This is a genomic window from Actinacidiphila sp. bgisy145, from assembly GCF_057708125.1.
On record NZ_JBYIRL010000017.1, the window covers coordinates 150,196 to 174,612 of the forward strand.

Below are 24,417 nucleotides of genomic sequence, written 5' to 3' on the forward strand. Positions count from 1 at the left end.
CACGGCCCCGTCGTGGCGGCGTACGCGTTCCCGGGCGCGGCGGGCGCGCGCGCGGGCGGGCACGGCGGGCGCGCGGGTGCCGACATGCCGCCGCAGCACAGGGTTCACAGACGCGGAGCAGGATGGTTCCCGGCTCCCGCCGTCCCCCGTCGAGCCCTGCTCCGGGATTCCCCAGGAAGCGAGTCGCGCATGTCCCAGGAAGATCCGCCGCGCTCCGGCGACGGCATGCCCACCGCCCCGAAGTCCCCGCACCCGGCGCCGTTCCCGGTGGTGGTGGCCGGCGCCGGGCCGACCGGGCTGCTGCTGGCCGGCGACCTCGCGGCGGCGGGGGTGCCGGTGGAGGTCCTCGAACGGCGCCCGGAGGGCGTCAGCAACCTCACCCGCGCCTTCGGGGTGCACGCCCGCACCCTCGAACTCCTCGACGCGCGCGGCCTGACCGACGAGCTGGTGCCCACCGGCCAGGTCATCCGGGAGCTGCGGCTGTTCGGCGCGATCCCCTTCGACCTCGGCACGCTGGCCTCCCGCTACCCCTTCCTGCTGGTCACCCCGCAGTACGAGGTGGAGAAACTGCTGCTGCGCCGGGCGCTGGAGCACGGCGCGGTGATCCGCTACGGCGCCGAGGTCACCGGCCTGGCGCAGGACGCCGACGGGGTGACCGTCTCGGTCCGCGAGACCGGTGACGGGGCGGGCGAGGTGCGCACCGTGCGGGCGTCGTACCTGGTGGGGGCGGACGGGGTGCGCAGCGCGGTGCGCGAGGCGCTGGGGCTGCCGTTCCCGGGGAAGGTCGTGATCCGCTCGGTGGCGCTGGCCGACGTGAAGTTCACCGAGCGGCCCGAGCTGGTGGTGCGCGTGCACGGCACGGGGGACGCGTTCGGCTTCATCGCGCCCTTCGGCGACGGCTGGTGGCGGGTGGGCGGCTGGGAGCGGTCCGGCCGCGAGGCGGCGGAGGACGCGCCGCTGGAGTTCGAGGAGCTGCGGTCGATCATCGAGCGGGCCTTCGGCAGCGACTTCGGCATGCACGACCCGCGCTGGCTGTCCCGGTTCCACAGCGACGAGCGGCAGGTGCCGCGCTACCGGGTCGGCCGGGTGCTGCTCGCCGGGGACGCCGCGCACCAGCACTCGCCGGCCGGCGGGCAGGGCATGAACACCGGTCTTCAGGACGCCGCCAACCTCGGCTGGAAGCTGGCGGCGGTGCTCGGCGGCTGGGCCGGCGACGCGCTGCTCGACAGCTACCACGACGAGCGGCACCCGGTCGGCCGGGCGGTGCTGCGCACCAGCGGGCTGAACCTGCGGCTGGCGATGGCGCACAACCCGTTCGAGGTGGCGCTGCGCACCGTGCGGAAGCTGGTCGTCACCCATGTGCGGCCGGTGACGCGGCAGGCGGTCGGCGAGATCACCGGGGTCGGCTACGCCTACCCGGCGCCGCGCGGCGCGCACCGCCTGGTGGGGCGGCGCGCCCCGGACCTGCCGCTGGAGCGGGGGCGGCTGTACGAAGTCCTGCGCGGGGGGCGGTTCGTGCTGGTGCTCCCGGCGGCGGACGCGGCCGGTTCCGACGGCGGGGAACTGCCGGGGGCCGCCCGCCGCAAGGACCGGCTGGTGGTGGCGCGGTCGGCCGGCGGCGACCTCGCGCCGGGCGAGGCAGCCCTGGTGCGGCCGGACGGCTACTTCGCGTGGGCGGGGCCGGCCGGCCCGGGCGCGATCGAGGCGGGGATCTCACCCTGGGTGGGGTGAGGGTCCCGGGCCGCGCGGGGGACGTGCGGCAGCAAGGCGAAGGCCCGGGTCCGCCGCTGGAGGGCGGGCCCGGGCCTTCGTGCGGCCTCAGTGCGGCAGCGGGGAGAGCGTCGGCAGGTGCGCGAGGAAGCCGCCGTCGACGGGCAGCACCTGGCCGGTGATGAAGGACGCCGCCGGGGAGGCGAGGTAGGCCACCAGCTCGGCGACGTCCTGCGGGGTGCCCAGCCGCGGGATGAGGTTGGCGCTCTGGAACATCTCCTGGACCGGCAGCGGCATGTCGGCCTCCAGCGCCGGGGTGCGGATCAGCCCGGGCGCGACGGCGTTGCACCGCACGCCGTGCGCGCCGTACGCGGCGGCCACGAACCGGGTCAGGGCGACCAGCCCGCCCTTGGAGCTGCCGTAGGCGACCATCACCCGGTCGCCCGACAGCCCCTGCCCGCTGGTGATGTTGACGATCGAGCCGCCGCCGCGCCGGATCATCACCGGGACCGTGTGCTTGCACAGCAGCATCGGCCCGCGCAGGTTGACCGCCATCACCTGGTCCCACAGCTCGACCGGCATCGTCACCACGTCGCGGTCGGCGCGGATCGCCGAGGTCAGGGCGGCGTTGTTGTCCAGCACGTCGATGCCGCCGAAGGTGTCCACGGTGAAGTCCACCAGGTCGCGGACGCTGTCCTCGGCGGCGACGTCCACGGCGCGGCCGACCACGGACAGGCCCTTGGCGGCCAGTTCCGCGGCGGCCTTCGCCACGGCCTCCTCCTCGACGTCGGCGAGCACCACGTCGGCGCCCGCCGCGGCCAGCGCCTCCACGGTGGCGGCGCCGATGCCGCCCGCGCCGCCGGTGACCACGGCGACCTTCCCGGCCAGGGACCGCGCTTCGTTGCCCATGGGTGGACCACCTCTCATGTCGCGTGCGAGCCCGGGCGGCCGGCGGCCCCCGGTCGGAATCTCAACGCCTCGGTAGGTGCGTGCTTCTGACGGTGGGGCTGCTCGGTCCCGCGGTCCGGCTCAGCCGGCGCCCGTACGGCTCAGCCGGCGACGGGCGCCGACACCCCGAACAGCTCCGCGTAGCGGCCGACGAGCAGGTCGCCGCCCTTGTAGCGGACGGTCTCCTCCGGGCCGAGCACCAAGGGGCCGTCGGGGCCGGGTACCTGGGAGGCGCCGCCGGTGGCGCCCAGCGGCACCAGCACGGCGTCGCCGCCCGGCTCGTACGCGCGCTGCGGCGGCCGCCCGGCCGCCAGCGCGGTGATGTTGGCGGCGACGACGGCCGCGTGCTCGGAGGCGGCCTTGGACCGCTTGGGCTCCGGCACCGCGGTGACGTCGCCGATCGCGAAGACGTTCGCGGCGCCGGCCACCCGCAGGTGCGCGTCGACCTCCACGAAGCCGTCGTCGCGGCGCGCGGCGGCCAGGCTCCCGCCGAGCATGTCGCTGAGCGGGGAGACGCCGTAGCAGCGGAACCACAGGTCGGCCTCGACGGCGACGCCCGCGGCGGTGTGGACGGTGAACGGCTCGCGGACGCCGGACGGCACCTCGGGTTCGGCGGCCAGCGCGCTGCCGAGGACGAACTCCACGCCGCGCGCGGCCAGTTGCTCGCGCAGGGTGGCGCGCAGCTCCGGCAGGTAGCGGCCGCCGAGCACGTCGTCGGCGGGGTCGACCAGCACCACGCGCAGCCGCGGCCAGCGGTCGGTGATCTCCCCGGCGAGCTCCAGCCCGACCGGGCCGGCGCCCAGCAGCAGGACCCGCTCGGCGGCGGCCAGCGCGGCCCGGGTCGCGGCGTGCCGCTCGCGGGCGGCCGCGGCGTCGTCGGCCTCCTGCTTGGCGGGGTAGGGGTAGGCGGAGCCGGTGGCGAGCACCACGTAGTCCGCGTCCAGGCGCAGGCCGCCGGCGGTGGTGACGCCGCGCTCGTCGACCTCGACGGCGCGGTCGCGTACGTGCCGGCCGCGGCGCAGCAGCCCGTCGAAGCCGAAGTAGATGCGCTGCGACCAGTCCTCGTCCACCAGCCCGCGCAACGCGGCCACGGTGTGGACGAAGGCGTCCTTGGGGTCGACCAGCACCACGTCGAAGTCCGCGTCGAGCAGGTTGGCCAATGCCGCCCCGCCGTATCCGCCGCCGACGACGACAACCGTGTTTCCCATGCGATGTGCTCCTTGTCTGTGCCGCGCTCCGCCAGGGGGTGCGCCGGTGCGCCCGAGGGGCGGTGCAGGCGCGCGGTGCGGGCCGAATGCCGAACCACCGACGGAAAACAGACGATCCGTCGGACTCGGGTCGAGCCTAGCCAGCGCCTTAGGTAAAGTGCAATCTGCATGGCATTTTCGCCGAGTGGGCCGGACCGGTGCGCAAGCCCGCGCCGATCCGCCCGCCGAAACGCCCTGCTCCCGAAGTCCGCCCACCGGATTCCGCCCGAGCGGAACCGCTTGAGAACACCGGGGAAACACGTGCAGAAGGCTTATGTCCACAGCTACTTCGGCGGCCCGGAGGCCGAGCACTTCGCCGATCTGCCGATACCGGCGCCGGGGCCGGGGCAGTTGCTGCTCGCGGTGCGCGCGGCCGGGGTCAACCCGGTGGACTGGAAGCGCCGTTCTGGCCGCCGGCCGGCCGGTGCGCCCGAGGTGCTGCTGCCGGCCGTGATGGGCGGGGAGGCGGCGGGCGAGGTCGCCGCCCTCGGGCCGGGCGTGACCGGTTTCGCGGTCGGCGACGCGGTCCTGGGCGGGCCGTCGACCGGCGGGTACGCCCAGTACACCCTGCTGGCCGCCGACGCGGCGGTGCGCAAGCCCGCGGAGGTGTCCTGGACCGACGCCGCGGTGCTGCCGATCGCGGCGGCGACCGGCTACGGCGCGGTGCGCCGGCTGGCGCTGCCGCGGGGGGCGACGCTGCTGATCACCGGGGTCGGGGGCGGGGTCGGGGTGGCCGCCGCGCAGGTCGCGCCGCACCTCGGGCTGTCGGTGGTGGGCTCGGCCGCCGAAGGCAAGCGGGCGGCGGTCGAGGCGCTGGGAGTGGTGCACGTCGCCTCCGGCCCGGGGCTCGCCGCGCGGGTGCGGGCAGCGGCGCCCGCGGGGATCGACGGGGTGCTGGACCTGGTCGGCGGTCAGGTGCTCCATGAGGCGGCCGGGCTGCTCGCGGACCGGGAGCGGCTGGTCAGCGGCGCGGACCGGGCGACGGTCGGCGCGCTGGGCGGCGCGCCGGTGGGCCCGGTACGCGACCCCCGACTGCTGGGCGCCGTCGTGGAGTTGGTGCGCACCGGCGTGCTCGACCCGATGGTGACGCGGGTGGTGCCGTTCGCGCGGGCGGCGGAGGCGGTGCGCGCGGTGGAGGGCGGCCACACGCTGGGGAAGGTGGTGCTGGAAATGCCGCCGCCCGCGGGCCCGCCCGGGGTGGCCGCGCCATAGCCGCCGGGCGGAACGCAATCGCCCCCCGGGCCTTTTCGAGACCGCCGGCTGCGGCGGTTTCCGGGGGGTCGGCACCGGCGGTTTCCGGGGTGCCGCGCGGGCGGGCGCGGCCGCGTATTCCGCCGCGGGACGCCGGATCTTCCGGCACGCCCGGAATTCCTGCCCGCCGTCGAATTCCGTCATCTTCCGACCTCCTTTCGCATGCTCATTACGACGCCCCGCAGGAGGCTTCTCCCGGGCATTCCTGCGGAATCTCCGGATTCCCCGACGCGGCCAGTTCGAAGAGTTCGTCGAGGTCGTATTCGGCGCGCTGCGGGCTTCCGTAGCGGGTGATCTTCCCGCGGCTCGCCCATTTCCTGATGGTCGCCGGGGAGACGCCCATGGCGAGTGCGGCGAGTTCGGTGGGCACGGTGCGCGCCGGGCGCCGGTCACCGCTCACCGGCCGGCACCCCCGCCCCCGCGGCCCCCGGCCGGCCGGCGCGGGGCGCCGTCCGTCCGCGCCGCGCCGGCTGCGCTCGGCGAGCAGGAACCACTGGCGGGGCGGCACCCCGTGGCCGTACTCGCAGCGCACCTGCCGGGCGGCGGGCGCCTGGCCCGCGGCGGGCACGGCGGCCGCGGCGGGCGCCCGCAGCGTCCCGCCGCAGCCGGGCTGCGGGCAGGGGCCGAGCGGCGCCGCCTGCTCCGCGGCCGCACCCCGCCCGGCCGAGGCCAGCAACTCGGCCACCTCGTCGGCGAAGTCGGGCCCGGCCGGATGGCCCGCCAGCCACTCCAGATGGACCACCAGGTACCGCAGCAGCCCTCTGACCTCGGTGTCCGTGACGGCGGGCACCCCTCGTTCATCGGCGACCAGGCGGGTCCAGGACAGCAGCAGGGCGCGGATCGCCGAGCGCACCGCCACCGCGTCGTCGTCCAGGACGATCCCGAACGACCGGCTGCCGCTGACGCGTTGGCGCAGTGACGCCGGGGTGCGGACGAGGGCGCGCTCGGTCTCCTCGTGCAGGGTGAGCACATGGCACAGGTCGGCGCGCAGCCGCTCCACGCACGGCCCGCACAGCACGGGCCGGGACGGCGAGCCGTGTCCGGCGCTGCCGACCCCGCGACGGCAGCGCGCGCACTCGGCGGTGGCATGGCCGGCGGCACCTCGGTCGCCGGCCTGGACGGTTCGAAGAAGCGGTGCGTGGGCCTCGGGGACGCGTAGGGGCCGGCGCATGGTGACACCCTTTCCGTCGGCGGCCGGTCCATCCGAATTCTGTCCGGTCGCAGAGATGGGATCGAATGGCCGTTCGCAGCTGGGTCGGCAGCACAGTAAGCAGCGCCGAGGCACGGCGTCAAGGAAAGCAGAGCCCGGTGCCGGGCAATCTCCGGGCGCAAATGTTGCGCCCAATTACGTGGGCGTGAAGCACATGTGAGGACGCCCGGCGGCGGGGCGGCGGAAGCGCGCCGCGATCACGCCGCAGCAGGTTTCCCGAGGCCCCTGATCGCGATTCAGATCTGCTATTGACAGCGTCCGAAGCGGGCTGTCACACTCATTTCACGGCGCAGCTGTGCCCACTTCGCGCCGCGTTACCGGCACGTGCGGGAGACCCCTGGCGGTCCCGCACCGACATGCCGTTCCCCCTCCCGGGACCCGGGCCCTGACCGATGGTGTTCCAGGCGCCCCGTCGTTCCCTCTCCCTCCCCTTCTCCGCCCCTGCCGCGGCCCATGACGCCCATGGCAGCTGTGGCATCCGCGGCACCGGCGCCATCCGTGGCATCGCCGCTCCCCCGTCCCACCGTGTGGAACCAATGAGAGGAGGCACCCTCATGGACGCTGCCGTGATCGTGGTCGGCGCCGGCCCCACCGGGCTGATGGCCGCGGGCGAACTGCGGCTGGCCGGCGCCGACGTCCTGCTGCTGGACCGGCTCGCCGAGCCCAGCGGCGAGTCCCGCGGGCTCGGCTTCACCCCGCGCACCATGGAGGTCCTGGACCAGCGCGGCCTGCTGCCGCGGTACGGACCGCTGGACACCAGCCCGCTGGGCCACTTCGGCGGCGTACCGGTGGACTTCGGCGTGCTCGACGGCGCGCACTTCAGCGTGCGGGGCGTGCCGCAGCACCGCACCGAGGCCGTACTCGGCGGCTGGATCGAGGAGTTGGGCGTCCGGGTGCTGCGCGGCACCGAGGTGGTGGGGCTCGCCGCCGACGGCGAGGAGGTCACCGTCACCGTGGACGGGCCCGCCGGCCGCCGTACGCTGCGCGCGTCGTGGCTGGTCGGGTGCGACGGCGGCCGCAGCACCGTGCGCAAGCTCGGCGGATTCGCCTTCGAGGGCACCGAGTCCACCATGGAGATGTTCCTCGCCGACATCGCGGACTGCGCGATCGCGCCGCGCCCGATCGGCGAGGCGCTGCCGGGCGGCATGGCGATGTCGGTGCCGATCGGCGCGGGCGCGCACCGCATCATCGTCTGCGAGCGCGGCGCCCGGCCGCGCCGCCGGCCGCAGGGCCTGGCGTACGGCGAAGTGGCCGCCGCCTGGCAGCGGTTGACCGGCCAGGACATCAGCGCGGCCACCCCGCTGTGGATCAGCGCGTTCGGCGACGCGGCGCGGCAGGCGACGCAGTACCGGCGCGGGCGGGTGCTGCTGGCGGGCGACGCCGCGCACATCCACTTGCCCGCGGGCGGCCAGGGCATGAACACCGGCGTGCAGGACGCCGTCAACCTCGGCTGGAAGCTGGGCGCGGTGGTGCGCGGCGACGCGCCGGAAAGCCTGCTGGACACCTATCACGACGAACGGCACGCGGTCGGGCGGCGGTTGCTGGTCAACACCCGGGCGCAGGGCCTGCTCTACCTCAGCGGCGCCGAGGTGCAGCCGCTGCGGGACGTGCTCGCCGGGCTGGTGGTCCACGACGCGGTGGGCCGCCACCTGGCGGGGATGGTCAGCGGCCTCGACATCCGCTACGACGTCGGGCCCGGCACCCACCCGCTGCTCGGGCGGCGGCTTCCTCAAGCGCGGCTGGCGACCGCCGCCGGGCCCGTGGACACCACCGCGCTGCTGCGCACCGGCCGGGGCCTGCTGCTGGACCTCGCCGACGACGCCGGGCTGCGCCGCCGGGCCGCGGCCTGGAGCGACCGGCTGACCGTCGTCACCGGCGCCCCGCAACCGGCGGACGACCCGGCCGGCAGCGGCGGCGCGCACCGTACCGGCGGGGGCGGGGTGCCGGCCGGCACCGGCGCCGTCCTGGTCCGCCCGGACGGCCACGTCGCGTGGACCTCTCCGGGCAGCGGCCTGGGCGTCGAGGAGAGCCTGGCCCGCTGGTTCGGCCCGGCCCGCCGCCCCGCGCCGGCCGCCGCGGCCTGACCGCCGAGCTCCCCCGGAACACCCCCGTACACCCCGCACCTGCCCCCGCACTGCTGTACCCCAGGGCCCGACGGCGTGCCCCGCTCTCTTGTCACCACCCCCCGGAACGACCGAGAGAAGGACCGATGCACAGCACCCTGATCGTGGCGCGGATGGAACCCGGCCACGCCGCCGACGTCGGCGCGCTCTTCGCCGACTTCGACCGCACCGACCTGCCGCACCGGATGGGCACCCGGCGCCGCCAGCTGTTCTTCTACCGCGGCCTGTACTTCCACCTCCAGGACTTCGACGAGAACGACGGCGGCAGCCGGATCGAGGACGCGAAGACCGACCCGCGCTTCGTGCGGATCAGCGCCGACCTCAAGCCCTTCATCGGCGCCTACGACCCGGCCACCTGGCGCTCCCCGGCCGACGCGATGGCCACCCGCTTCTACTCCTGGGACGGCTCGGCATGAGCGGGCGGCGCGTGGTCATCACCGGCATCGGCGTCCTTGCCCCGGGCGGGGTGGGCGTCAAGGACTTCTGGGGCCTGCTCGCCGAGGGCCGCACCGCGACCCGCGGCATCACCTTCTTCGACCCGGCGCCGTTCCGGTCCCGGGTCGCCGCCGAGATCGACTTCTGCCCCGAGGCGCACGGCCTGGGCCCGCAGGAGATCCGGCGGATGGACCGCGCGGCCCAACTGGCGGTGGCCGCCACCCGCGAGGCGCTGGACGACAGCGGGCTGGACCTCGGCGCCCTCGACCCGCACCGGGTCGGCGTCACCGTCGGCAGCGCGGTCGGCGCGACCACCGGTCTCGACACGGAGTACCGCGTGGTCAGCGACGGCGGGCGGCTGGCGGAGGTCGACCACCGCTACGCCGTACCGCACCTGTACGACTACCTGGTGCCCAGCTCGTTCGCCGCGGAGGTCGCCTGGGCCGCGGGCGCCGAGGGGCCGTCGGCGGTGGTCTCCACCGGCTGCACCTCCGGCATCGACTCCGTCGGCCACGCGGTCGAGCTGATCCGCGAGGGCAGCGCCGACGTCATGGTCGCCGGGTCCTCCGACGCCCCCATCTCCCCCATCACCGTGGCCTGCTTCGACGCCATCAAGGCCACCACACCCCGCAACGACGACCCCGAGCACGCCTCGCGCCCCTTCGACGGCACCCGCAACGGCTTCGTGCTCGGCGAGGGCGCGGCCGTCTTCGTCCTGGAGGAGCTGGGCGCCGCGCGGCGCCGCGGCGCGCGGATCTACGCGGAGATCGCCGGCTACGCCTCCCGCTGCAACGCCTTCCACATGACCGGCCTGCGCCCGGACGGCGTGGAGCTGGCCGAGGCGATCCGGGTCGCCCTGGACGAGGCGCGGCTCGACCCGAGCGCCGTGGACTACGTCAACGCCCACGGCTCGGGCACCAAGCAGAACGACCGGCACGAGACCGCCGCGTTCAAGCGGAGCCTGGGCGCGCACGCCTACGAGGTGCCGGTCAGCTCCATCAAGTCGATGGTCGGGCACTCGCTCGGCGCGATCGGCTCGATCGAGATCGCCGCGTCGGCGCTGGCGATCCGCAACGACGTGGTGCCGCCGACCGCGAACCTCCACACCCGCGACCCGGAGTGCGACCTCGACTACGTGCCGCTCACCGCCCGCGAGCACCGCACCGACACCGTGCTGACCGTCGGCAGCGGCTTCGGCGGCTTCCAGTCGGCGATGGTGCTGGCCGCGCCGGAGCGGAGGGCGGCATGAGCGAGGCGCTGGTCACCGGGCTCGGCGTGGTCGCGCCGACCGGCCTGGGCACCAAGGAGTTCTGGTCGGCGACCGTCGAGGGCCGCAGCGGCATCGGCCCGATCACCCGTTTCGACGCGACGGGCTACCCCGCCCGGCTGGCCGGGGAGGTCACCGGCTTCACCGCCGAGGAGCACCTGCCGGGGCGGCTGATCCCGCAGACCGACCGTATGACGCGCCTCGCGCTGGTCGCCGCCGACTGGGCGCTGGACGACGCGGGCATCGACCCGGCCACCGACCACGCCGCGTTCGACATGGGCGTGGTCACCGCCAGCACCTCCGGCGGCTTCGAGTTCGGGCAGAACGAACTGCGCAAGTTGTGGAGCCAGGGCGGCCAGTATGTGAGCGCCTACCAGTCCTTCGCCTGGTTCTACGCCGTCAACAGCGGCCAGATCTCCATCCGCAACGGCATGAAGGGGCCCTCCGGCGTCATCGTCAGCGACCAGGCCGGCGGGCTCGACGCGCTCGCCCACACCCGCCGGCTCATCCGCAAGGGCACCCCGCTGATCGTCTCCGGCGGTGTGGACGCCGCACTGTGCCCGTGGGGCTGGGTGGCGCAGCTGGCCAGTGCCCGGCTCACCACCAGCGACGACCCGGACGGCGCCTATCTGCCCTTCGACGCGGCGGCCTCCGGCCATGTCCCCGGCGAGGGCGGTGCGATCCTGCTGGTCGAGGACGCGGCCACCGCGCGGGCGCGGGGGGTGGCGGGCTACGGCGTCGTCGCCGGCTACGGCGCCTCCTTCGACCCGCGGCCGGGCTCCGGCCGGGAGCCGGGGCTGCGGCACGCGATCGTGACCGCGCTGGCCGACGCGCGGGTGGCGCCGGACGAGGTCGACGTGGTCTTCGCCGACGCCGCCGGGCTGCCCGCGCTCGACCGGATCGAGGCCGACGCGCTGGCGGCGGTGTTCGGGCCGTCGGCCGTGCCGGTCACCGCGCCGAAGACCGCCACGGGCCGGCTCGGGTCGGGCGCCGCGCCGCTCGACCTGGCCGGGGCGCTGCTGGCGCTGCGGCACGGCGTCATCCCGCCGACCGTCCATGTCACCCCCGACCCGGGCTACCGGATCGACCTGGTCACCGGGGCCGCCCGCGAGGCGGCGCTGCGCACCGCGCTGGTCGTCGCCCGCGGCTACGGCGGCTTCAACTCCGCGGTCGTCGTTCGCGCCGCCGACCCTATCTGACGCCACGTCAGTTCGATCCGGCCCGGCGCCGCGTGCGCCCCGGACGGTAACCCGACCGCACCCCCACCGCCCCACCGGTCCGCTGCCGCGCGGGCCGCCGCACGTACCCACCCGTTCCCGCTGGGAGGACCCCATGGCGCACACCCCGTTCCGCCTCGACGACCTGCGCAGGATTCTGCGCGAGGGCGCGGGCGCCGACGAGACCGTCGACCTCGAGGGCGAGATCCTCGACACCGACTTCGGCGCGCTCGGCTACGAGTCGCTGGCCCTGCTGGAGACCGGCAGCCGGATCGAGCGCGAGTACGGCATCGCGCTCGGCGACGACGCGCTGGCCCCCGACACCACCCCCCGGGCGCTGCTGGCCGCGGTCAACGGCGAACTGGCCGCCGCGGCGCCGCAGCCGGCCGCCGAGGAGGAGCAACCAGACCCGGCCGCGGGGGACTTCGGCCGGGTCGCGGTCGTGACCGGCGGCACCAGCGGCATCGGGCTGGCCGTCGTCCGGCTGCTGGCCGAACAGGGCCACCGGGTCTTCCTCGGCGCGCGCACCGCCGAGTCGGTCGCCGCGACCGTCAAGGAACTGCGGGCCGAGGGGCTCGCGGTGGACGGCGCCGAGGTCGACGTGCGCGACCCGGAGTCGGTCCGGCCGTTCGTCGCGCAGGCGGTGGCCGCGTACGGGGGCGTGGACATCCTCGTCAACAACGCCGGGCGCTCCGGCGGCGGTGTCACCGCCGACCTCGCCGACGACCTCTGGTACGACGTGATCAACACCAACCTCAACAGCGTCTTCCTGGTCACCCGGGAGGTGCTGACCACCGGCGGGCTGCGCAACCGGCCCTGGGGACGCATCGTCAACATCGCGTCCACCGCGGGCAAGCAGGGCGTCGTGCTCGGGGCGCCGTACTCCGCGTCCAAGCACGGCGTCGTCGGCTTCACCAAGGCACTGGGCAACGAGCTGGCGCCCACCGGCATCACCGTCAACGCGGTCTGCCCGGGATACGTGGAGACGCCGATGGCGCAGCGGGTCCGGCAGGGATACGCCCAGGCGTGGGACGTCAGCGAGGGCGATGTGCTCACCCGCTTCCAGGCGAAGATCCCGCTCGGCCGCTACTCGACGCCGCAGGAGGTGGCGGGCCTGGTCGGCTACCTGGTGACGGACGCGGCCGGCTCGGTCACCTCCCAGGCGCTGAACGTCTGCGGCGGCCTGGGCAACTTCTGACGACCGCCCGGCACCTGCCGCCGCACCACCCCTCACCCCGTCCGGCCCTCCCGGGCCGCCTCACCACCTACGGAGGTCCCATGCCGCAGCGCGGCACGCACGAGACCGAACACACCATCACCGTCGCGGCCCCGGCCGCGACCGTCTACGACCTGCTCGCCGACGTCGAGCGCTGGCCGGTGATCTTCGCGCCGACCATCCACGTCGACCACCTGGAGCGCTCCGGCGGCCAGGAGCGCATCCGGATCTGGGCCACCGCGAACGGCGAGCCGAAGAGCTGGACCTCGCGCCGCACCCTGGACCCCGGCGCGCTGCGGATCGACTTCCGGCAGGAGGTCTCGACCCCGCCGGTGGCCCGGATGGGCGGCACCTGGATCGTGGAGCCGCAGGGCGCGGACGCCGCGCGGGTGCGGCTGCTGCACGACTACAGCGCGGTGGACGACAGCCCCGAGGGCCTGGCGTGGATCGACCAGGCGGTGGACCGCAACTCCCGCACCGAACTGGAGGGCCTGCGGGCGAACGTCGAACGCGCCCACCACGAGGCGGAGTTGACGTTCTCCTTCGAGGACGTGGTGCACGTCGACGGCACGGCGAAGGACGTCTACGACTTCGTCAACGACGCCGGCCAGTGGGAGAGCCGGCTGCCGCACGTCGCCCGGGTCCGGCTCACCGAGGACACCCCGGGCCTCCAGACGCTGGAGATGGACACCCGGGCGAAGGACGGCAGCACCCACACCACCAAGTCGCACCGGGTGTGCCTGGCGCCGCACCGGATCGCCTACAAGCAGGTCACGCTCCCGGCGCTGCTGGCGCTGCACACCGGGCTGTGGACCTTCACCGACGACGGGAACGGCGTCGCGGCGGCCTCCCGGCACACCGTCGTCCTCAGGCCCGACGCGATCGCCGGCGTGCTCGGCCCGGACGCGGACGTGGCCGCGGCACGCGACTACGTCCGCGGGGCGCTGAGCGCCAACAGTCGGGCCACGCTGGAGCTCGCCCGGGCCTACGCGGAAGGCGGGCGGTGACCATGGCCCCCACCCAACGCCCCGCCGCGCACGCCGCGTCCGCGCCGGAGGAGCCCGACCTGCACGCCGACGCCGTCGTGGTGGGCGCGGGACCGGTCGGCCTGCTGCTCGCCGCGGAACTGCGGCTGGGCGGCGCCGACGTACTGGTGCTGGAGCGGCTGGTGGAGCCCACCACCGAGTCGCGCGCCTCCACCCTCAACACACGCACCCTCGAACTCCTCGACAGCCGCGACCTGTTGACCGCCTTCGGCACCCTCCCGCACGAGCCGCGCGGCCACTTCGGCGGCATCCCGCTGGACCTGGCGGGCCCCGGCCCGTACGCCGGGCAGTGGAAGGTGCCGCAGACCACCACCGAAGCCCGTCTCGCCGCCCGGGCGGCCGACTCGGGCGTGCGCGTGCTGCGCGGCCATGACGTGTACGGCGTCACGCAGGGCCCCGGCCACGTCGACCTGCTCGCCCGCACCCCCGACGGCGCCACCACCCGGATACGGGCCCGCTACGCCGTCGCGGCCGACGGGCAGGACAGCACCGTGCGCGAGCTGCTGGGGGCGGACTTCCCCGGGCAGGGCGCCGAACGGGAGCTGCTGCGGGCGGACGTGGCGGGCATCGACATCCCCGACCGCCGCTTCGAACGGCTGGACCGCGGCCTCGCGATCGCCGCCCGGCGGGCGGACGGGGTGACCCGGGTGATGGTCCATGTCTTCGGCTCCCCGCCGTCGGCCGCCGGCTCCCCCGACGGCGCGGTCGGGTTCGCGACCGTCGCGGACGCCTGGAAACGCGTCACCGGCGAGGAGATCGGACACGGTACCGCGCTGTGGGCCGGCGCCTTCGACGACGCGGCCCGCCAGCTCGCCCGCTACCGCGAGGGCCGGGTGCTCTTCGCCGGGGACGCGGCCCACCGGCACCTGCCCGTCGGCGGGCAGGCCCTCAACCTGGGCCTCCAGGACGCCTTCAACCTCGGGTGGAAGCTCGCCGCGGCGCTGCGGGCGCAGGACGCGGGCTCACCCGCGTTCGCCGACGCCCTGCTGGACAGCTACCACGCGGAGCGGCACCCGGCCGGGCACCAGGTCCTCACCTCGGTCCGGGCCCAGGCCCTGCTGCTGCTCGGCGGGCCCGAAGTCGACCCGGTGCGGGCGGTGTTCGAGGAGCTGATCGCCCTGCCCCCGGCGCGGCGGCACCTCGCCGGCGAGGTCAGCGGCCTCGACACCCGCTACGACCTGGGCGGCGGCCACGCCCTGACCGGCGGCCTGCTCCCCCACGTCCCCCTGTCGGCGCCGTCCGCCACCACCACCGCCGCGCTGCTGCGCGACGGCCGCGGTGTGCTGCTCGACCTCACCGGCGACGCCGCCCACGGCGAACGGCTCGCCCGCGCCCTCGCGCCCTGGGCCGACCGCGTGCACCACGTCCGGGCGCGCCCCACCGGGCCGGACGCGCAGCGGCTCGCCGGGGTCGGCGCCGCACTGTTCCGCCCCGACGGCCATGTGGCCTGGGCCGCGGGCCCCGACCCCACCCCCGCCCGCAGCCTGGCCGCGACCCGCAGGGCGCTGCGCCGCTGGTTCGGCCCGCCGCCCCGCGGCCCGCGATGAGCGCGCCCGGCCTGCCGCGCGCCCACGGTGCCACCGCCGTCGCCGAACTGCTCGACCGGGCCGAGATCAGCGGCCTGCTCGACCGCTATCTGCTCGACTTCGACGACCTGGGCACGGTGGCGCGCGACGACACCTGGTACGGCACGCTCTTCACGCCGGACCTGGAGCTGGTGTTCCCGGTGGGCGGGCACCACGGGCTCGCCGGGCTCGCGCAGTTCCAGCGCGCGGCGAAGGCGAACTGGGCGCGCACCCACCACGCCAGCACCAACCATGTGGTCGAACTGGCCGGGGACGCGGCCGAGTTGACCGCCAAGCTGCTGGTGACCCACGTCCACCCGCCCGAGTCCGCCCGGGCGGACCTGCGCACCGGCAGCCGGGTCGCGGCCCGGGCGGTGCGCACCCCGGACGGATGGCGGCTGAGCGCCCTCGCCATCCACCTGGTCTGGAGCCGCGGCGACCTGCCGCCCCGCCCCGGCCGTCCGTAGAAACCCCCCGACATCAAAGCGCCGGACATCACCCCACACGCACCCACCACCCCGACACACCCACCACTCCGGCGGCCCCGCGCACCACCGTGCTCGCCACGCCCCGCGCGCCGACCGCCCCGCCGCCCCGGACCGTCCGGTCGTCAGTTGACGCCCTGCTCAGGCATGTGTCACGCTTTCCGGGCGGCTTCGCCCTGCCCGGAAACAGACGGTTCGTCAACCTCCTTCCGTGCAGCGCCTTTCAGGAGCCTTCTCTCCCGGCTCCGCCAGCCGCAGCCCGCTTCCGCACCCCGTACCCCGCCCCGTCGCGCCACCGTGTCCTCGCGTCCGCGCGAGACCGTTGCCGCGGGCCGGGCCGTGCGGCGGACACGGGCAACCCCCTTTCATGGAGGCTGTTCCGCCATGCCCGCTTCGCTTCCACCCCCCGTACGCATCCTCCAGCTGGCCACCGCCGGCTGGATGGCGCAGGCCGTCAGCGCCGCCGCCGAACTGGGCGTCGCCGACGCCCTCGCCGCCGGTCCCCGGACCGTCGAGGAGGTCGCCGAGGAGGTCGGCGCCCACGCGCCGACCCTCTACCGGCTGCTGCGCGCCTGCGCCGACATCGAGCTGTTCGAGGAGCGCCCGGACCGCGTCTTCGCGCTCACCGAGCTCGGCGACGCGCTGCGCACCGACTCGCCCGTCTCGCTGCGGGACTTCGCCGTCTGGACCGGCCTGCCCGCCGAGCGCGACACCTGGACCCGGCTGGCCGACAGCGTCCGCACCGGCGCCCCGGTCTTCGAGCGCGTGCACGGCACGTCCGTGTGGGACCACATCCGCGACCGCCCCGACGTGCTGGGCGTCTTCGACCGGGCGATGACGCAGACGTCCCGCCAGATCATCGGCTCGATCGTCGCCGCCTACGACTTCGGCGGCCTGCGCACGCTCGTCGACGTCGGCGGCGGGCGCGGCGCGCTGCTGTCGGCGGTCCTGGCAGCCAACCCGGGCCTGCGCGGGGTGCTCTACGACCAGCCGGAGGTCGTCGCCGAGTCCGGTCCGGTGTTCAAGGAGGCGGGCGTCGCCGAGCGCGCCACCGCGCAGGGCGGCAGCTTCTTCGACGCGGTGCCGCCGGGCGGCGACGCCTACCTGCTGTCGAACATCATCCACGACTGGGACGACGAGCCGTCGGTCCGGATTCTGTCCAAGGTGCGGGCGGTGCTGCCCGCGGACGGGCGGGTGCTGCTGGTGGAGGCGGTGCTGCCGACCGACCGGCCCGCGCTGAACGTCAAGCTGATGGACCTGGACATGCTCGTGCTGTGCGGCGGCCGGCAGCGCACCGAGGCGGAGTTCGCCGCGCTGCTCGCCGGCGCCGGGCTGCGGCTGACCCGGATCGTACCGGGCGGCCACTGCAGCGTCGTCGAGGCCGTCGCGGCCTGACCCGGACATCAACTGACCATTCGTCACCTTCCGCTTCACACAGTGGAGTTCGCAGCCCCTTCCGGGCTCCTCCGCCGTGTCCGCCGCTGCCTTCCGACCGGAGACCGCCATGCCTTTCCTCTCGCCCGACGACGGCTACCTGACCGTGCTCAACCTCTTCCGCACCGAGACCCAGCAGGGCCAGGACCGCCTGCTGGACGCGATGCGGGACATCATCGACCACGCCGACTACCCCGGCTGGATCTCCTCCACGCTGCACAGCGGCCAGGACGCGCGCGGCACCGCCAACTACATCCAGTGGCGCAGCCTCGAGGACCTCCAGGCCCGGTACGCCGGCGAGGGCTTCAAGCACCACACGGTGCCGCTGTTCAACGAACTCGCCACGTCCATCCGCCTGCTCCAGACCGAGGTGGTGGCCACACAGCTCCACCCGGGCCTGGCGAAGGCGGAGTTCTCCGCCGAGCGCGACGACTACACGGTGATCGTCGTCTTCGACGTCGACCCGGAGCACCAGAAGGACCTGGTCGACACGCTCGCCGAACCCGAGGAGTGGGTCCGCACCTACCCCGGGCACCGCTCGCACACGATCCTGCGCGGCCTGGACGGCAAGACCGTCGTCAACTACGCCCAGTGGGACAGCAAGGAGGCGTACGACGCCTTCCACCTGCTGCCGGAGGAGGAGCGCCCGGCGAGTGTGCGGCGCGGCCGGGAGCACGCCCGTTCGCTGGTGACCGGGCGGGACGCGAACACCTACACCGTCGTGCACAGCCGGTCCGCGGCCGGCTGACGGCGCACCGCCCGGCCGGACCCGCCGGACCGGCTCCACCGATCTGATCGCCCGACCCACCGCCCCCTTCACGAAAGGAGTGCGCGTCGATGACGCAGCGCACCACGTTGTTCGGATTCGCCCCCGGGACCGAGACCGCCCGCGCCGCCGAGATCGTCCGGCTCGGGGTCCAGGCCGACCGCTCCGGCCTCGACCTGTTCTCCACCTCGGACCATCCGTACTACGGGCAGCGGCTGGACGCCTACTCCACGCTGGGCTTCGTGCTCGGGGCCACCTCCGGCATCGCCGGGCTGGCGAACGTCACCAACCTGCCGAGCCGGCCCGCGCCGGTGCTCGCCCGGGCGGTCACCTCGCTGTCGGCGCTGTCGGGCGGGCGGATCGTGCTCGGCATCGGCGCGGGCGGCTTCTGGGACGAGATCGAGCGGTTCGGCCGGCCCCGGCTCGGCCCCGGCCAGGCGGTCCGGGCGCTCCAGGAGGCGATCACCCTGGTCCGCGCGCTGTCCGGCGGGGGTGAACCGGTCACGTTCCAGGGCGAGTTCAGCACCATCCGCGAGATCGAGCCGGCCGACGTGCCCACCCCGCAGATCTGGACCGGGTCGCTCGGCGAACGCTCCCTGGCGGTCACCGGGCGGCTGGCCGACGGCTGGATACCCGGCCACGCCTCGGACTGGGTGAGCCGGCGCTACCTCGACTCGCGTCCGCTGGTCGACCGGGCCGCGGCCGAGGCCGGGCGCGACCCGTCGGAGGTCGCCACCGTCTTCAACCTGCCGGGCCGGATCACGAGCGCCGCGCTGGACCGCACCCGGGACGCCGACGGCCGCTGGATCGGCGGCTCGGTACGGCAGTGGGTCGAGGAGCTGACCGGCGCCGTACTGGAGCACGGCGCCGCCGGGTTCATCCACTTCGCCACCGACGGCGGCCCGCTCGACGTCGCGCTCGGGCGGTGGGCGGAGGAGGTCGTGCCCGCCGTCCGGGAGAACCTCGCCAAGGCCTGACCACCCGCCACAGGACCGATCCCCTCCCCCCGCACAGCACCCCCCGCACCACCCCGCACCACCCTGACGGCCGGGCCGCACCCCAGCGGCCCGGCCGTCGCCCTCGCACCCACCAGGTACCTACGGGAGACCCGCATGTCCCGCCTCAGCCGCAGACCCGTCCCGCTCGCCGCCGCCACCGCGGCCGTACTCCTCGCCGCGGCCTGCGGCGGCGGATCGGGGTCGGGCGGCAGCACCACCTCCACCGGCAAGCCCGTCTCCGGCGGGTCCCTCACCTACGCGGTCGACACCGAACCGGTCTCCTGGGACATCGACGTCAGCCAGCAGGACATCACCGGCTCCATCCAGCGCAACGTCTTCGACTCACTCGTCTACCAGGACGACAAGGGGCAGTTCCACGCCTGGCTCGCCTCGTCCTGGAGCGTGTCGAAGGACCTGCGCACCTACACCTTCCACCTGCGCAAGGACGTCACCTTCACCGACGGCACGCCCTTCAACGCGCAGGCGGTGAAGACCAACTTCGACCGCATCGTGGACCCGGCCACCAAGTCCCAGTACGCCGCGGGGCTGCTCGGCCCGTACGCGGGCACGAAGGTCGTCGACCCGTACACCGTGCGGGTCTCCTTCACCAAGGCGTTCGCGCCCTTCCTCCAGGCCGCCAGCACCCCCTACCTCGGCTTCTACTCCCCCGCCGCGATCAAGAAGTACGGCTCCAAGCTCGGCGCGGGCGGCCCCGCCGACGTCGGCACCGGCCCGTTCGTCTTCTCCTCCTACACCAAGGGGCAGAGCGCCGTCCTGACCCGCAACCCGAAGTACGACTGGGCCCCGTCCACCGACGCCCACCAGGGCCCGGCCTACCTGGACAAGCTCACCTACCGCTTCCTGAGCCAGGACTCGGTCCGGGTCGGCGCGCTGCGCAGCGGACAGGTCCAGGTCGCCAAGTCCGTGCCCCCGACGGACGTGAAGACCCTCAAGCCGAGCGGCGGCCTCACGGTGATCTCCAAGCAGGCCCCCGGCGGCGTGTACAACCTGGTGCTCAACGCCTCCCGCGGGCCGTTCACCGACAAGCGGGTCCGCGAGGCGGTGCAGCGCGGCATCAATGTGGACGCCGACGTCAAGAGCGTCTACTTCGGCGCCTACCAGCGCGCCTGGAGCCCGCTGTCGCCCGCCACCGTCGGCTACGACTCCTCCCTGACCGGGACCTGGCCGTACGACCCGAAGCTCGCGGCGAAGCTGCTGGACCAGGCCGGCTGGACCGCGCGGGACTCCGCCGGCTACCGCACCAAGGACGGCAAGCGGCTGTCCCTCGAGTGGCCGCTGATGCCGCAGAACCTCGTCAGCCAGCAGCACGACATCCTCGGCCAGGCGGTGCAGGCGGACCTGAAGAAGCTCGGCATCGAGGTGAAACGGCCCCGGCAGGACGTCGGCACCTTCGTCAAGCAGCTCTTCGGCGGCAAGGACGACATCTCCGACTACAGCTGGTCGCGGGCCGACCCGGACGTGCTGCGGCTGTACTTCAACAGCGCCGAGACCCCCGCCAAGGGCGGCGCCAACGGCACCTTCATCAAGGACACCGACCTCGACACGTGGACCGAGCAGGGGCAGACCACCCTCGACCCGGCCGGCCGCGCCGCGTACTACACCAAGGTCCAGCAGCGCGCGGTCGACCTCGCGCTGGTGGTGCCGATGTACGTCGTCTCCTCGGTGTACGGCGCCTCCACCAAGGTGCACGGCATCACCGCCGACGCCAACACCTGGCTGGAGTTCCACGACGCCTGGCTCGGGAAGTGACGTGACGCCGACACACCTGCTGCGGGCGGTGGCCCGACGGGTGGCGGCGGCCGTGGCGGTGCTGCTGGGCGCCGCCACGGTCGCGTTCGCGGCCCTGCGGCTGATCCCGGGCGACCCGGTGACCACCATGCTCGGGCCCTTCAGCTCCGCCACGCCCGAGGTCCGCGCGCGCATCCGCGCCCAGTACGGGCTGGGCGACCCGGTCTGGCAGCAGTACCTGCGCTACCTCGGCCACCTGCTGCGCGGCGACCTCGGGGAGTCCTACCAGGTGCAGCGCCCGGTCGGCTCGCTGATCACCGGCCAGCTCGGCCCCACCGTCCAACTCGCCCTGTCCGCACTGGCGCTGGCGCTGCTGCTGGCGCTGCTGAGCGCGGTCGCGACCGCCGGGCGGCGCCCGGCGCTGCGCGGCGCCGCCTCGCTGCTGGAACTGCTCACCGTCTCCAGCCCCTCGTACTGGACCGGCATCCTGCTGCTGACGCTGTTCTCCTTCCACTGGCAGCTCTTCCCGGTCGCCGGGGCGCAGAACGGCACCGCGCTGGTGCTGCCCGCGCTGACCCTCGCGCTGCCGATGACCGGGGTGCTGGCGCAGGTGCTGCGGGAGGGGCTGGAGACCGCGCTGCACCAGCCGTTCGCCGTCACCGCCCGCTCGCGCGGCCTGAGCGGCACCGCGGTGCGGCTGCGGCACGCGCTGCGGCACGCCGCGCTGCCGCTGGTCACGCTCACCGGCTGGCTGGCCGGGTCGCTGCTGGGCGGCGCGGTGCTGGTGGAGACCGTCTTCGGGCGGCCGGGCATCGGCGCGCTCATCCTCCAGGCGACCACCAACAAGGACATGCCCCTGGTCATCGGCCTGGTGCTGCTGTCGGCGGCGGTGTTCGTCGTGCTCTCGACCCTGGTGGACCTGCTCTACCTGGTCATCGACCCCCGCCTCAGGACGGACCAGGTGACACCATGACCGCACCGCTGACCCTCGACGCCGCCGCGCCGCCGGCGGCCGCCGCGCCCGTACGGCGCCGGATCTCCGGCCGCGTGCTGCTGCTCCTGCCCGCGCTGGCCTTCCTCGCCCTGCTCGTGCTGGCCGCCGCAGCGCCGGGCGTGTTCGCCTCGGCGGCGCCCAACACCACCGATCCGCTCCAGGCGCTGCGCCCGCCCGGGTCCGGCCACTGGTTCGGCACCGACCAGCTCGGCCGGGACCTGTACACCCGGGTGGTGTACGGCACCCGGCTGTCCCTGCTGCTCGGGGCCGGCGCCACCGCGCTGTCGGTGCTGGCCGGCGCCGTCCTCGGCCTGGCCGCCGGGCTCGGCGGGCGGGTGGCCGACCAGGTGCTGATGCGCCTGGCCGACGTGCTGCTGGCGCTGCCGCCGATCCTGCTGGCGCTGCTGGCGGTCGCCGTCCTCGGCAGCGGCACCGTGAACGTGGCGCTCGCCATCGCGGCCGCGTTCGCACCCGGTTACGCGCGGATCGTGCGCGCCGAGACGCTCGTCGTACGCCGCTCCGGCTACGTCGAGGCCGCGACCACGCTGGGCCTGTCCCGGCCCGCGCTGGTGCTGCGGCATGTCGTGCCCAACGCGCTCGGGCCGCTGCTGGTGCTGGCCACGGTCGGCTTCGGCTCCTCGCTGATCGCCGCGTCCGGGCTGAGCTTCCTGGGCCTGGGGCCGCAGCCGCCCACCGCGGAGTGGGGCGCGATGCTCGACCAGGGCCGCGACTTCCTTCAGACCGCCTGGTGGCTGGGCGTCTTCCCGGGCGCGGCCATCACCCTGACCGCGCTGGTGGTCAACGTCGTGGGCCGCCAGGCCCAGGCCCGCTTCACCCGGAGGACCGGCCGATGAGCCCGCTGCTGACCGTCGACGGCCTGGACGTGTCCTTCGGCGCGCTGCGCGCCGTACGCGACGTCTCCTTCACCCTGGACGCCGGGGAGTGCCTGGCCGTGGTGGGCGAGTCCGGCTCCGGCAAGAGCGTCACCGCCCGCGCGCTGGTGGGCCTGGCCGGCGCCGGCGCGCGGGTGCGGGCCGGCACGCTGTCGTTCGACGGCCAGGACCTGACGTCCCTGCGCGAGCCGCAGTGGCGCGCGCTGCGCGGGCGGCGGGTCGGCCTGGTCCTCCAGGACGCGCTGTCCTCGCTGGACCCGCTGCGCACCGTGGGCGCGGAGATCGCCGAACCGCTGCGCGTGCACGGGGTGCTGCCCCGCGCCCGGCACGCCGACCGGGTCCGGGAACTCCTCGCCGACGTGGGCGTGCCCGAGCCGGAGCGCCGCGCCGCGCAGTACCCGCACCAGTTGTCGGGCGGGCTGCGGCAGCGCGCCCTGATCGCGTCCGCCCTGGCCGCGGGCCCCGACCTGCTCGTCGCCGACGAGCCGACCACCGCGCTGGACGTGTCGGTGCAGGCGCAGATCCTGGACCTGCTCGACCGGTTGCGGCGCGCGGGCACCGCGCTGCTGCTGATCAGCCACGACCTGTCGGTGGTGGCGCGGCTGGCCGACCGGGTCGCGGTGATGTACGGCGGGCGGGTGGTGGAGACCGGCAGCGGCCGGCGGGTGCTGGAGCGCCCCCGGCACCCCTACACGCGGGCGCTGCTGGACGCGGTGCCGGCGCTGCACCCCAAGGGCGCCCGGCTGTCGGCGCCGCCGGTGCCCCGCCCGCCGGCCGGTCCGGACGGCTGCCCGTACGCCCACCGGTGCGCGGCCGCCGACGACACCTGCCGTACGGCGCTGCCGCCGGCCGCCGAACCGGACACCGCGCTGTGCCACCACCCGCTGGACGGCGCCGCCTCGGCGACCTCGGTGACCTCGCGGGCGAAGCCGCCGCTGACCGTACGCCGCCGAGAGCCGCCCGCCGCCGCGCCGGGCGCCGCGCCGCTGCTGGAGGTCGACGCGGTCTCCAAGAGCTTCCGCGGCCCGGACGGGGCGGCCCACCAGGTGGTGCGGGAGGTGTCGCTGCGGCTGGACGCGGGTGAGGCGGTCGGCGTGGTCGGCGAGTCCGGGTCCGGGAAGACCACGGTGGCGCGGATCGCGCTGGGCCTGCTGGCGCCCGACGCCGGGCAGGTGCGGTTCGGGGGCCGCCCGTGGAGCGGGGTGCCCGAGCGGGAGCGGCGTGCGGCGCGGCCCCGTATCCAGACGGTGCAGCAGGACCCGCTCGGCTCCTTCGACCCGCGCTACGGCGTGGAGCGGGTGGTGGGTGAGGCGGTGGCCCGGGCCGGGGTGCGCGGCCGGGCCGAACGCCGGTCCCGGGCCGCGGAGTTGCTGGACCTGGTGGGGCTGCCGGCGGCCGTGCTGCGGCGCCGGCCGTCCGAACTGTCCGGCGGGCAGCGGCAGCGGGTGGCGATCGCCCGGGCGCTGGCCACCGCGCCGGACGTCGTGGTCTGCGACGAGCCGGTCTCGGCGCTGGACGTCTCCGTGCAGGCGCAGATTCTGGACCTGCTCGCCGACATCCGGGACGAGACGGGCGTGGCGCTGCTGTTCATCTCGCACGACCTCGCAGTGGTGCGGCACGTCAGCGACCGGGTGGCGGTCATGAAGGACGGGCGGGTGGTGGAGACCGGGCCGGTGGAGGAGGTGTTCGCGGCGCCGTCGCACCCGTACACGCGGGCGCTGCTGTCGGCGGCGGCACCGGGGGGCGCGGCGGCCGGGGAAGCGGCGGCCGAGGACGCCTCAGCCGGGGCGCCGGTGTCCCCGCTGCACGGCTCCGGTTCCGCCTGACCGCCGCGCCGCGGCGTCGCGGCGCCGCAGCTGAAAG

The 24,417-nt window shown here is 75.3% G+C and carries 20 protein-coding genes and 1 pseudogene; 18 read left to right on the forward strand and 3 right to left on the reverse strand.

Features of this window, described 5'->3' with window-relative positions:
* Positions 1-225 precede the first annotated feature (225 nt).
* Positions 226-1,731 carry an FAD-dependent monooxygenase gene (locus AC3ERT_RS17630; RefSeq protein ID WP_335973056.1) on the forward strand — a complete coding sequence of 502 codons (1,506 nt, stop codon included), beginning with the start codon at positions 226-228 and terminating at the stop codon, positions 1,729-1,731.
* Between the two features lie 87 nt (positions 1,732-1,818).
* Here the strand turns inward: AC3ERT_RS17630 and AC3ERT_RS17635 are convergent, their stop codons facing one another.
* Together AC3ERT_RS17635 and AC3ERT_RS17640 are read right to left on the reverse strand one after the other, a co-directional pair.
* The gene (locus tag AC3ERT_RS17635; RefSeq protein WP_335972506.1) at positions 1,819-2,619 is read right to left on the reverse strand and encodes an SDR family NAD(P)-dependent oxidoreductase; all 801 of its coding nucleotides are present in this window, start codon (positions 2,617-2,619) and stop codon (positions 1,819-1,821) included.
* 140 nt (positions 2,620-2,759) lie between these two features.
* On the reverse strand, positions 2,760-3,866 hold the full coding sequence (locus AC3ERT_RS17640) for an FAD-dependent oxidoreductase (protein ID WP_335972508.1): 1,107 nt from the start codon (positions 3,864-3,866) through the stop codon (positions 2,760-2,762).
* A gap of 300 nt (positions 3,867-4,166) precedes the next feature.
* Here AC3ERT_RS17640 and AC3ERT_RS17645 point away from each other — a divergent pair, with 300 nt between their 5' ends.
* The gene (locus AC3ERT_RS17645; protein WP_435175279.1) at positions 4,167-5,117 is read left to right on the forward strand and encodes an NADP-dependent oxidoreductase; all 951 of its coding nucleotides are present in this window, start codon (positions 4,167-4,169) and stop codon (positions 5,115-5,117) included.
* A 208-nt stretch (positions 5,118-5,325) separates the two neighbouring features.
* Here AC3ERT_RS17645 and AC3ERT_RS17650 read toward each other — a convergent pair whose 3' ends face one another.
* A complete protein-coding gene (locus AC3ERT_RS17650) occupies positions 5,326-6,174 on the reverse strand; it encodes a hypothetical protein (protein ID WP_488180738.1) in 849 nt (282 codons plus the stop codon).
* A 746-nt stretch (positions 6,175-6,920) separates the two neighbouring features.
* On the opposite strand from AC3ERT_RS17650, the gene AC3ERT_RS17655 reads away from it, so the two are divergent.
* The 16 genes and pseudogenes from AC3ERT_RS17655 (at position 6,921) to AC3ERT_RS17730 (ending at position 24,380) form a co-directional block, all read left to right on the forward strand.
* Positions 6,921-8,450: an FAD-dependent monooxygenase gene (locus AC3ERT_RS17655; protein ID WP_335972515.1), complete on the forward strand. Its 1,530-nt coding sequence runs from the start codon at positions 6,921-6,923 to the stop codon at positions 8,448-8,450.
* A 125-nt stretch (positions 8,451-8,575) separates the two neighbouring features.
* Positions 8,576-8,905 (forward strand): TcmI family type II polyketide cyclase, encoded by a 330-nt coding sequence (locus AC3ERT_RS17660; RefSeq protein WP_335972517.1) that lies wholly within the window; start codon positions 8,576-8,578, stop codon positions 8,903-8,905.
* Positions 8,902-10,173: a beta-ketoacyl-[acyl-carrier-protein] synthase family protein gene (locus AC3ERT_RS17665; protein WP_435126892.1), complete on the forward strand. Its 1,272-nt coding sequence runs from the start codon at positions 8,902-8,904 to the stop codon at positions 10,171-10,173. The genes AC3ERT_RS17660 and AC3ERT_RS17665 overlap by 4 nt, the downstream gene beginning before the upstream one ends.
* Complete coding sequence (locus tag AC3ERT_RS17670; RefSeq protein WP_435126890.1) at positions 10,170-11,390, forward strand: ketosynthase chain-length factor; 1,221 nt, start codon at positions 10,170-10,172, stop codon at positions 11,388-11,390. The genes AC3ERT_RS17665 and AC3ERT_RS17670 overlap by 4 nt, the downstream gene beginning before the upstream one ends.
* Before the next feature lie 133 nt (positions 11,391-11,523).
* Positions 11,524-11,748: pseudogene (locus AC3ERT_RS17675) on the forward strand (acyl carrier protein); the annotation flags it as partial.
* A 102-nt stretch (positions 11,749-11,850) separates the two neighbouring features.
* Entirely contained in the window at positions 11,851-12,606 is a 756-nt protein-coding gene (locus AC3ERT_RS17680) for an SDR family NAD(P)-dependent oxidoreductase (protein WP_435127373.1), read from the forward strand.
* Between the two features lie 80 nt (positions 12,607-12,686).
* A complete protein-coding gene (locus tag AC3ERT_RS17685) occupies positions 12,687-13,631 on the forward strand; it encodes an aromatase/cyclase (RefSeq protein WP_435126888.1) in 945 nt (314 codons plus the stop codon).
* Between the two features lie 2 nt (positions 13,632-13,633).
* Positions 13,634-15,217: an FAD-dependent monooxygenase gene (locus tag AC3ERT_RS17690; protein WP_435126886.1), complete on the forward strand. Its 1,584-nt coding sequence runs from the start codon at positions 13,634-13,636 to the stop codon at positions 15,215-15,217.
* Positions 15,214-15,702: a nuclear transport factor 2 family protein gene (locus AC3ERT_RS17695; protein ID WP_435126884.1), complete on the forward strand. Its 489-nt coding sequence runs from the start codon at positions 15,214-15,216 to the stop codon at positions 15,700-15,702. Before AC3ERT_RS17690 ends, AC3ERT_RS17695 begins: the two co-directional genes overlap by 4 nt.
* A 402-nt stretch (positions 15,703-16,104) precedes the next feature.
* Positions 16,105-17,115, forward strand: coding sequence for a methyltransferase (locus tag AC3ERT_RS17700; protein ID WP_435126882.1), 1,011 nt, complete (start codon positions 16,105-16,107; stop codon positions 17,113-17,115).
* Between the two features lie 109 nt (positions 17,116-17,224).
* Entirely contained in the window at positions 17,225-17,902 is a 678-nt protein-coding gene (locus AC3ERT_RS17705) for an antibiotic biosynthesis monooxygenase family protein (RefSeq protein ID WP_335972529.1), read from the forward strand.
* An 89-nt stretch (positions 17,903-17,991) separates the two neighbouring features.
* A complete protein-coding gene (locus tag AC3ERT_RS17710; protein WP_435126879.1) occupies positions 17,992-18,897 on the forward strand; it encodes an LLM class flavin-dependent oxidoreductase in 906 nt (301 codons plus the stop codon).
* A 135-nt stretch (positions 18,898-19,032) separates the two neighbouring features.
* Positions 19,033-20,688 (forward strand): ABC transporter substrate-binding protein, encoded by a 1,656-nt coding sequence (locus AC3ERT_RS17715; RefSeq protein ID WP_435126877.1) that lies wholly within the window; start codon positions 19,033-19,035, stop codon positions 20,686-20,688.
* Position 20,689: 1 nt separating this feature from the next.
* Positions 20,690-21,640, forward strand: a complete 951-nt coding sequence (locus tag AC3ERT_RS17720) for an ABC transporter permease (protein ID WP_335972537.1) — start codon at positions 20,690-20,692, stop codon at positions 21,638-21,640.
* Positions 21,637-22,515 (forward strand): ABC transporter permease, encoded by an 879-nt coding sequence (locus AC3ERT_RS17725; RefSeq protein ID WP_335972543.1) that lies wholly within the window; start codon positions 21,637-21,639, stop codon positions 22,513-22,515. Before AC3ERT_RS17720 ends, AC3ERT_RS17725 begins: the two co-directional genes overlap by 4 nt.
* Positions 22,512-24,380, forward strand: a complete 1,869-nt coding sequence (locus AC3ERT_RS17730) for a dipeptide ABC transporter ATP-binding protein (protein ID WP_435126874.1) — start codon at positions 22,512-22,514, stop codon at positions 24,378-24,380. The genes AC3ERT_RS17725 and AC3ERT_RS17730 overlap by 4 nt, the downstream gene beginning before the upstream one ends.
* Positions 24,381-24,417 lie beyond the last annotated feature (37 nt).

Excerpts from the sequence above, each read along its gene's own strand:
- AC3ERT_RS17705 (WP_335972529.1), top strand. The coding sequence starts at position 17,225 with ATGCCTTTCCTCTCGCCCGACGACGGCTACCTGACCGTGCTCAACCTC.
- AC3ERT_RS17670 (WP_435126890.1), top strand. The coding sequence starts at position 10,170 with ATGAGCGAGGCGCTGGTCACCGGGCTCGGCGTGGTCGCGCCGACCGGC.
- AC3ERT_RS17685 (WP_435126888.1), top strand. The coding sequence starts at position 12,687 with ATGCCGCAGCGCGGCACGCACGAGACCGAACACACCATCACCGTCGCG.
- AC3ERT_RS17700 (WP_435126882.1), top strand. The coding sequence starts at position 16,105 with ATGCCCGCTTCGCTTCCACCCCCCGTACGCATCCTCCAGCTGGCCACC.
- AC3ERT_RS17725 (WP_335972543.1), top strand. The coding sequence starts at position 21,637 with ATGACCGCACCGCTGACCCTCGACGCCGCCGCGCCGCCGGCGGCCGCC.
- AC3ERT_RS17730 (WP_435126874.1), top strand. The coding sequence starts at position 22,512 with ATGAGCCCGCTGCTGACCGTCGACGGCCTGGACGTGTCCTTCGGCGCG.
- AC3ERT_RS17710 (WP_435126879.1), top strand. The coding sequence starts at position 17,992 with ATGACGCAGCGCACCACGTTGTTCGGATTCGCCCCCGGGACCGAGACC.
- AC3ERT_RS17635 (WP_335972506.1), bottom strand. The coding sequence starts at position 2,619 with ATGGGCAACGAAGCGCGGTCCCTGGCCGGGAAGGTCGCCGTGGTCACC.
- AC3ERT_RS17665 (WP_435126892.1), top strand. The coding sequence starts at position 8,902 with ATGAGCGGGCGGCGCGTGGTCATCACCGGCATCGGCGTCCTTGCCCCG.
- AC3ERT_RS17660 (WP_335972517.1), top strand. The coding sequence starts at position 8,576 with ATGCACAGCACCCTGATCGTGGCGCGGATGGAACCCGGCCACGCCGCC.
- AC3ERT_RS17695 (WP_435126884.1), top strand. The coding sequence starts at position 15,214 with ATGAGCGCGCCCGGCCTGCCGCGCGCCCACGGTGCCACCGCCGTCGCC.
- AC3ERT_RS17690 (WP_435126886.1), top strand. The coding sequence starts at position 13,634 with ATGGCCCCCACCCAACGCCCCGCCGCGCACGCCGCGTCCGCGCCGGAG.
- AC3ERT_RS17715 (WP_435126877.1), top strand. The coding sequence starts at position 19,033 with ATGTCCCGCCTCAGCCGCAGACCCGTCCCGCTCGCCGCCGCCACCGCG.
- AC3ERT_RS17630 (WP_335973056.1), top strand. The coding sequence starts at position 226 with ATGCCCACCGCCCCGAAGTCCCCGCACCCGGCGCCGTTCCCGGTGGTG.
- AC3ERT_RS17640 (WP_335972508.1), bottom strand. The coding sequence starts at position 3,866 with ATGGGAAACACGGTTGTCGTCGTCGGCGGCGGATACGGCGGGGCGGCA.
- AC3ERT_RS17655 (WP_335972515.1), top strand. The coding sequence starts at position 6,921 with ATGGACGCTGCCGTGATCGTGGTCGGCGCCGGCCCCACCGGGCTGATG.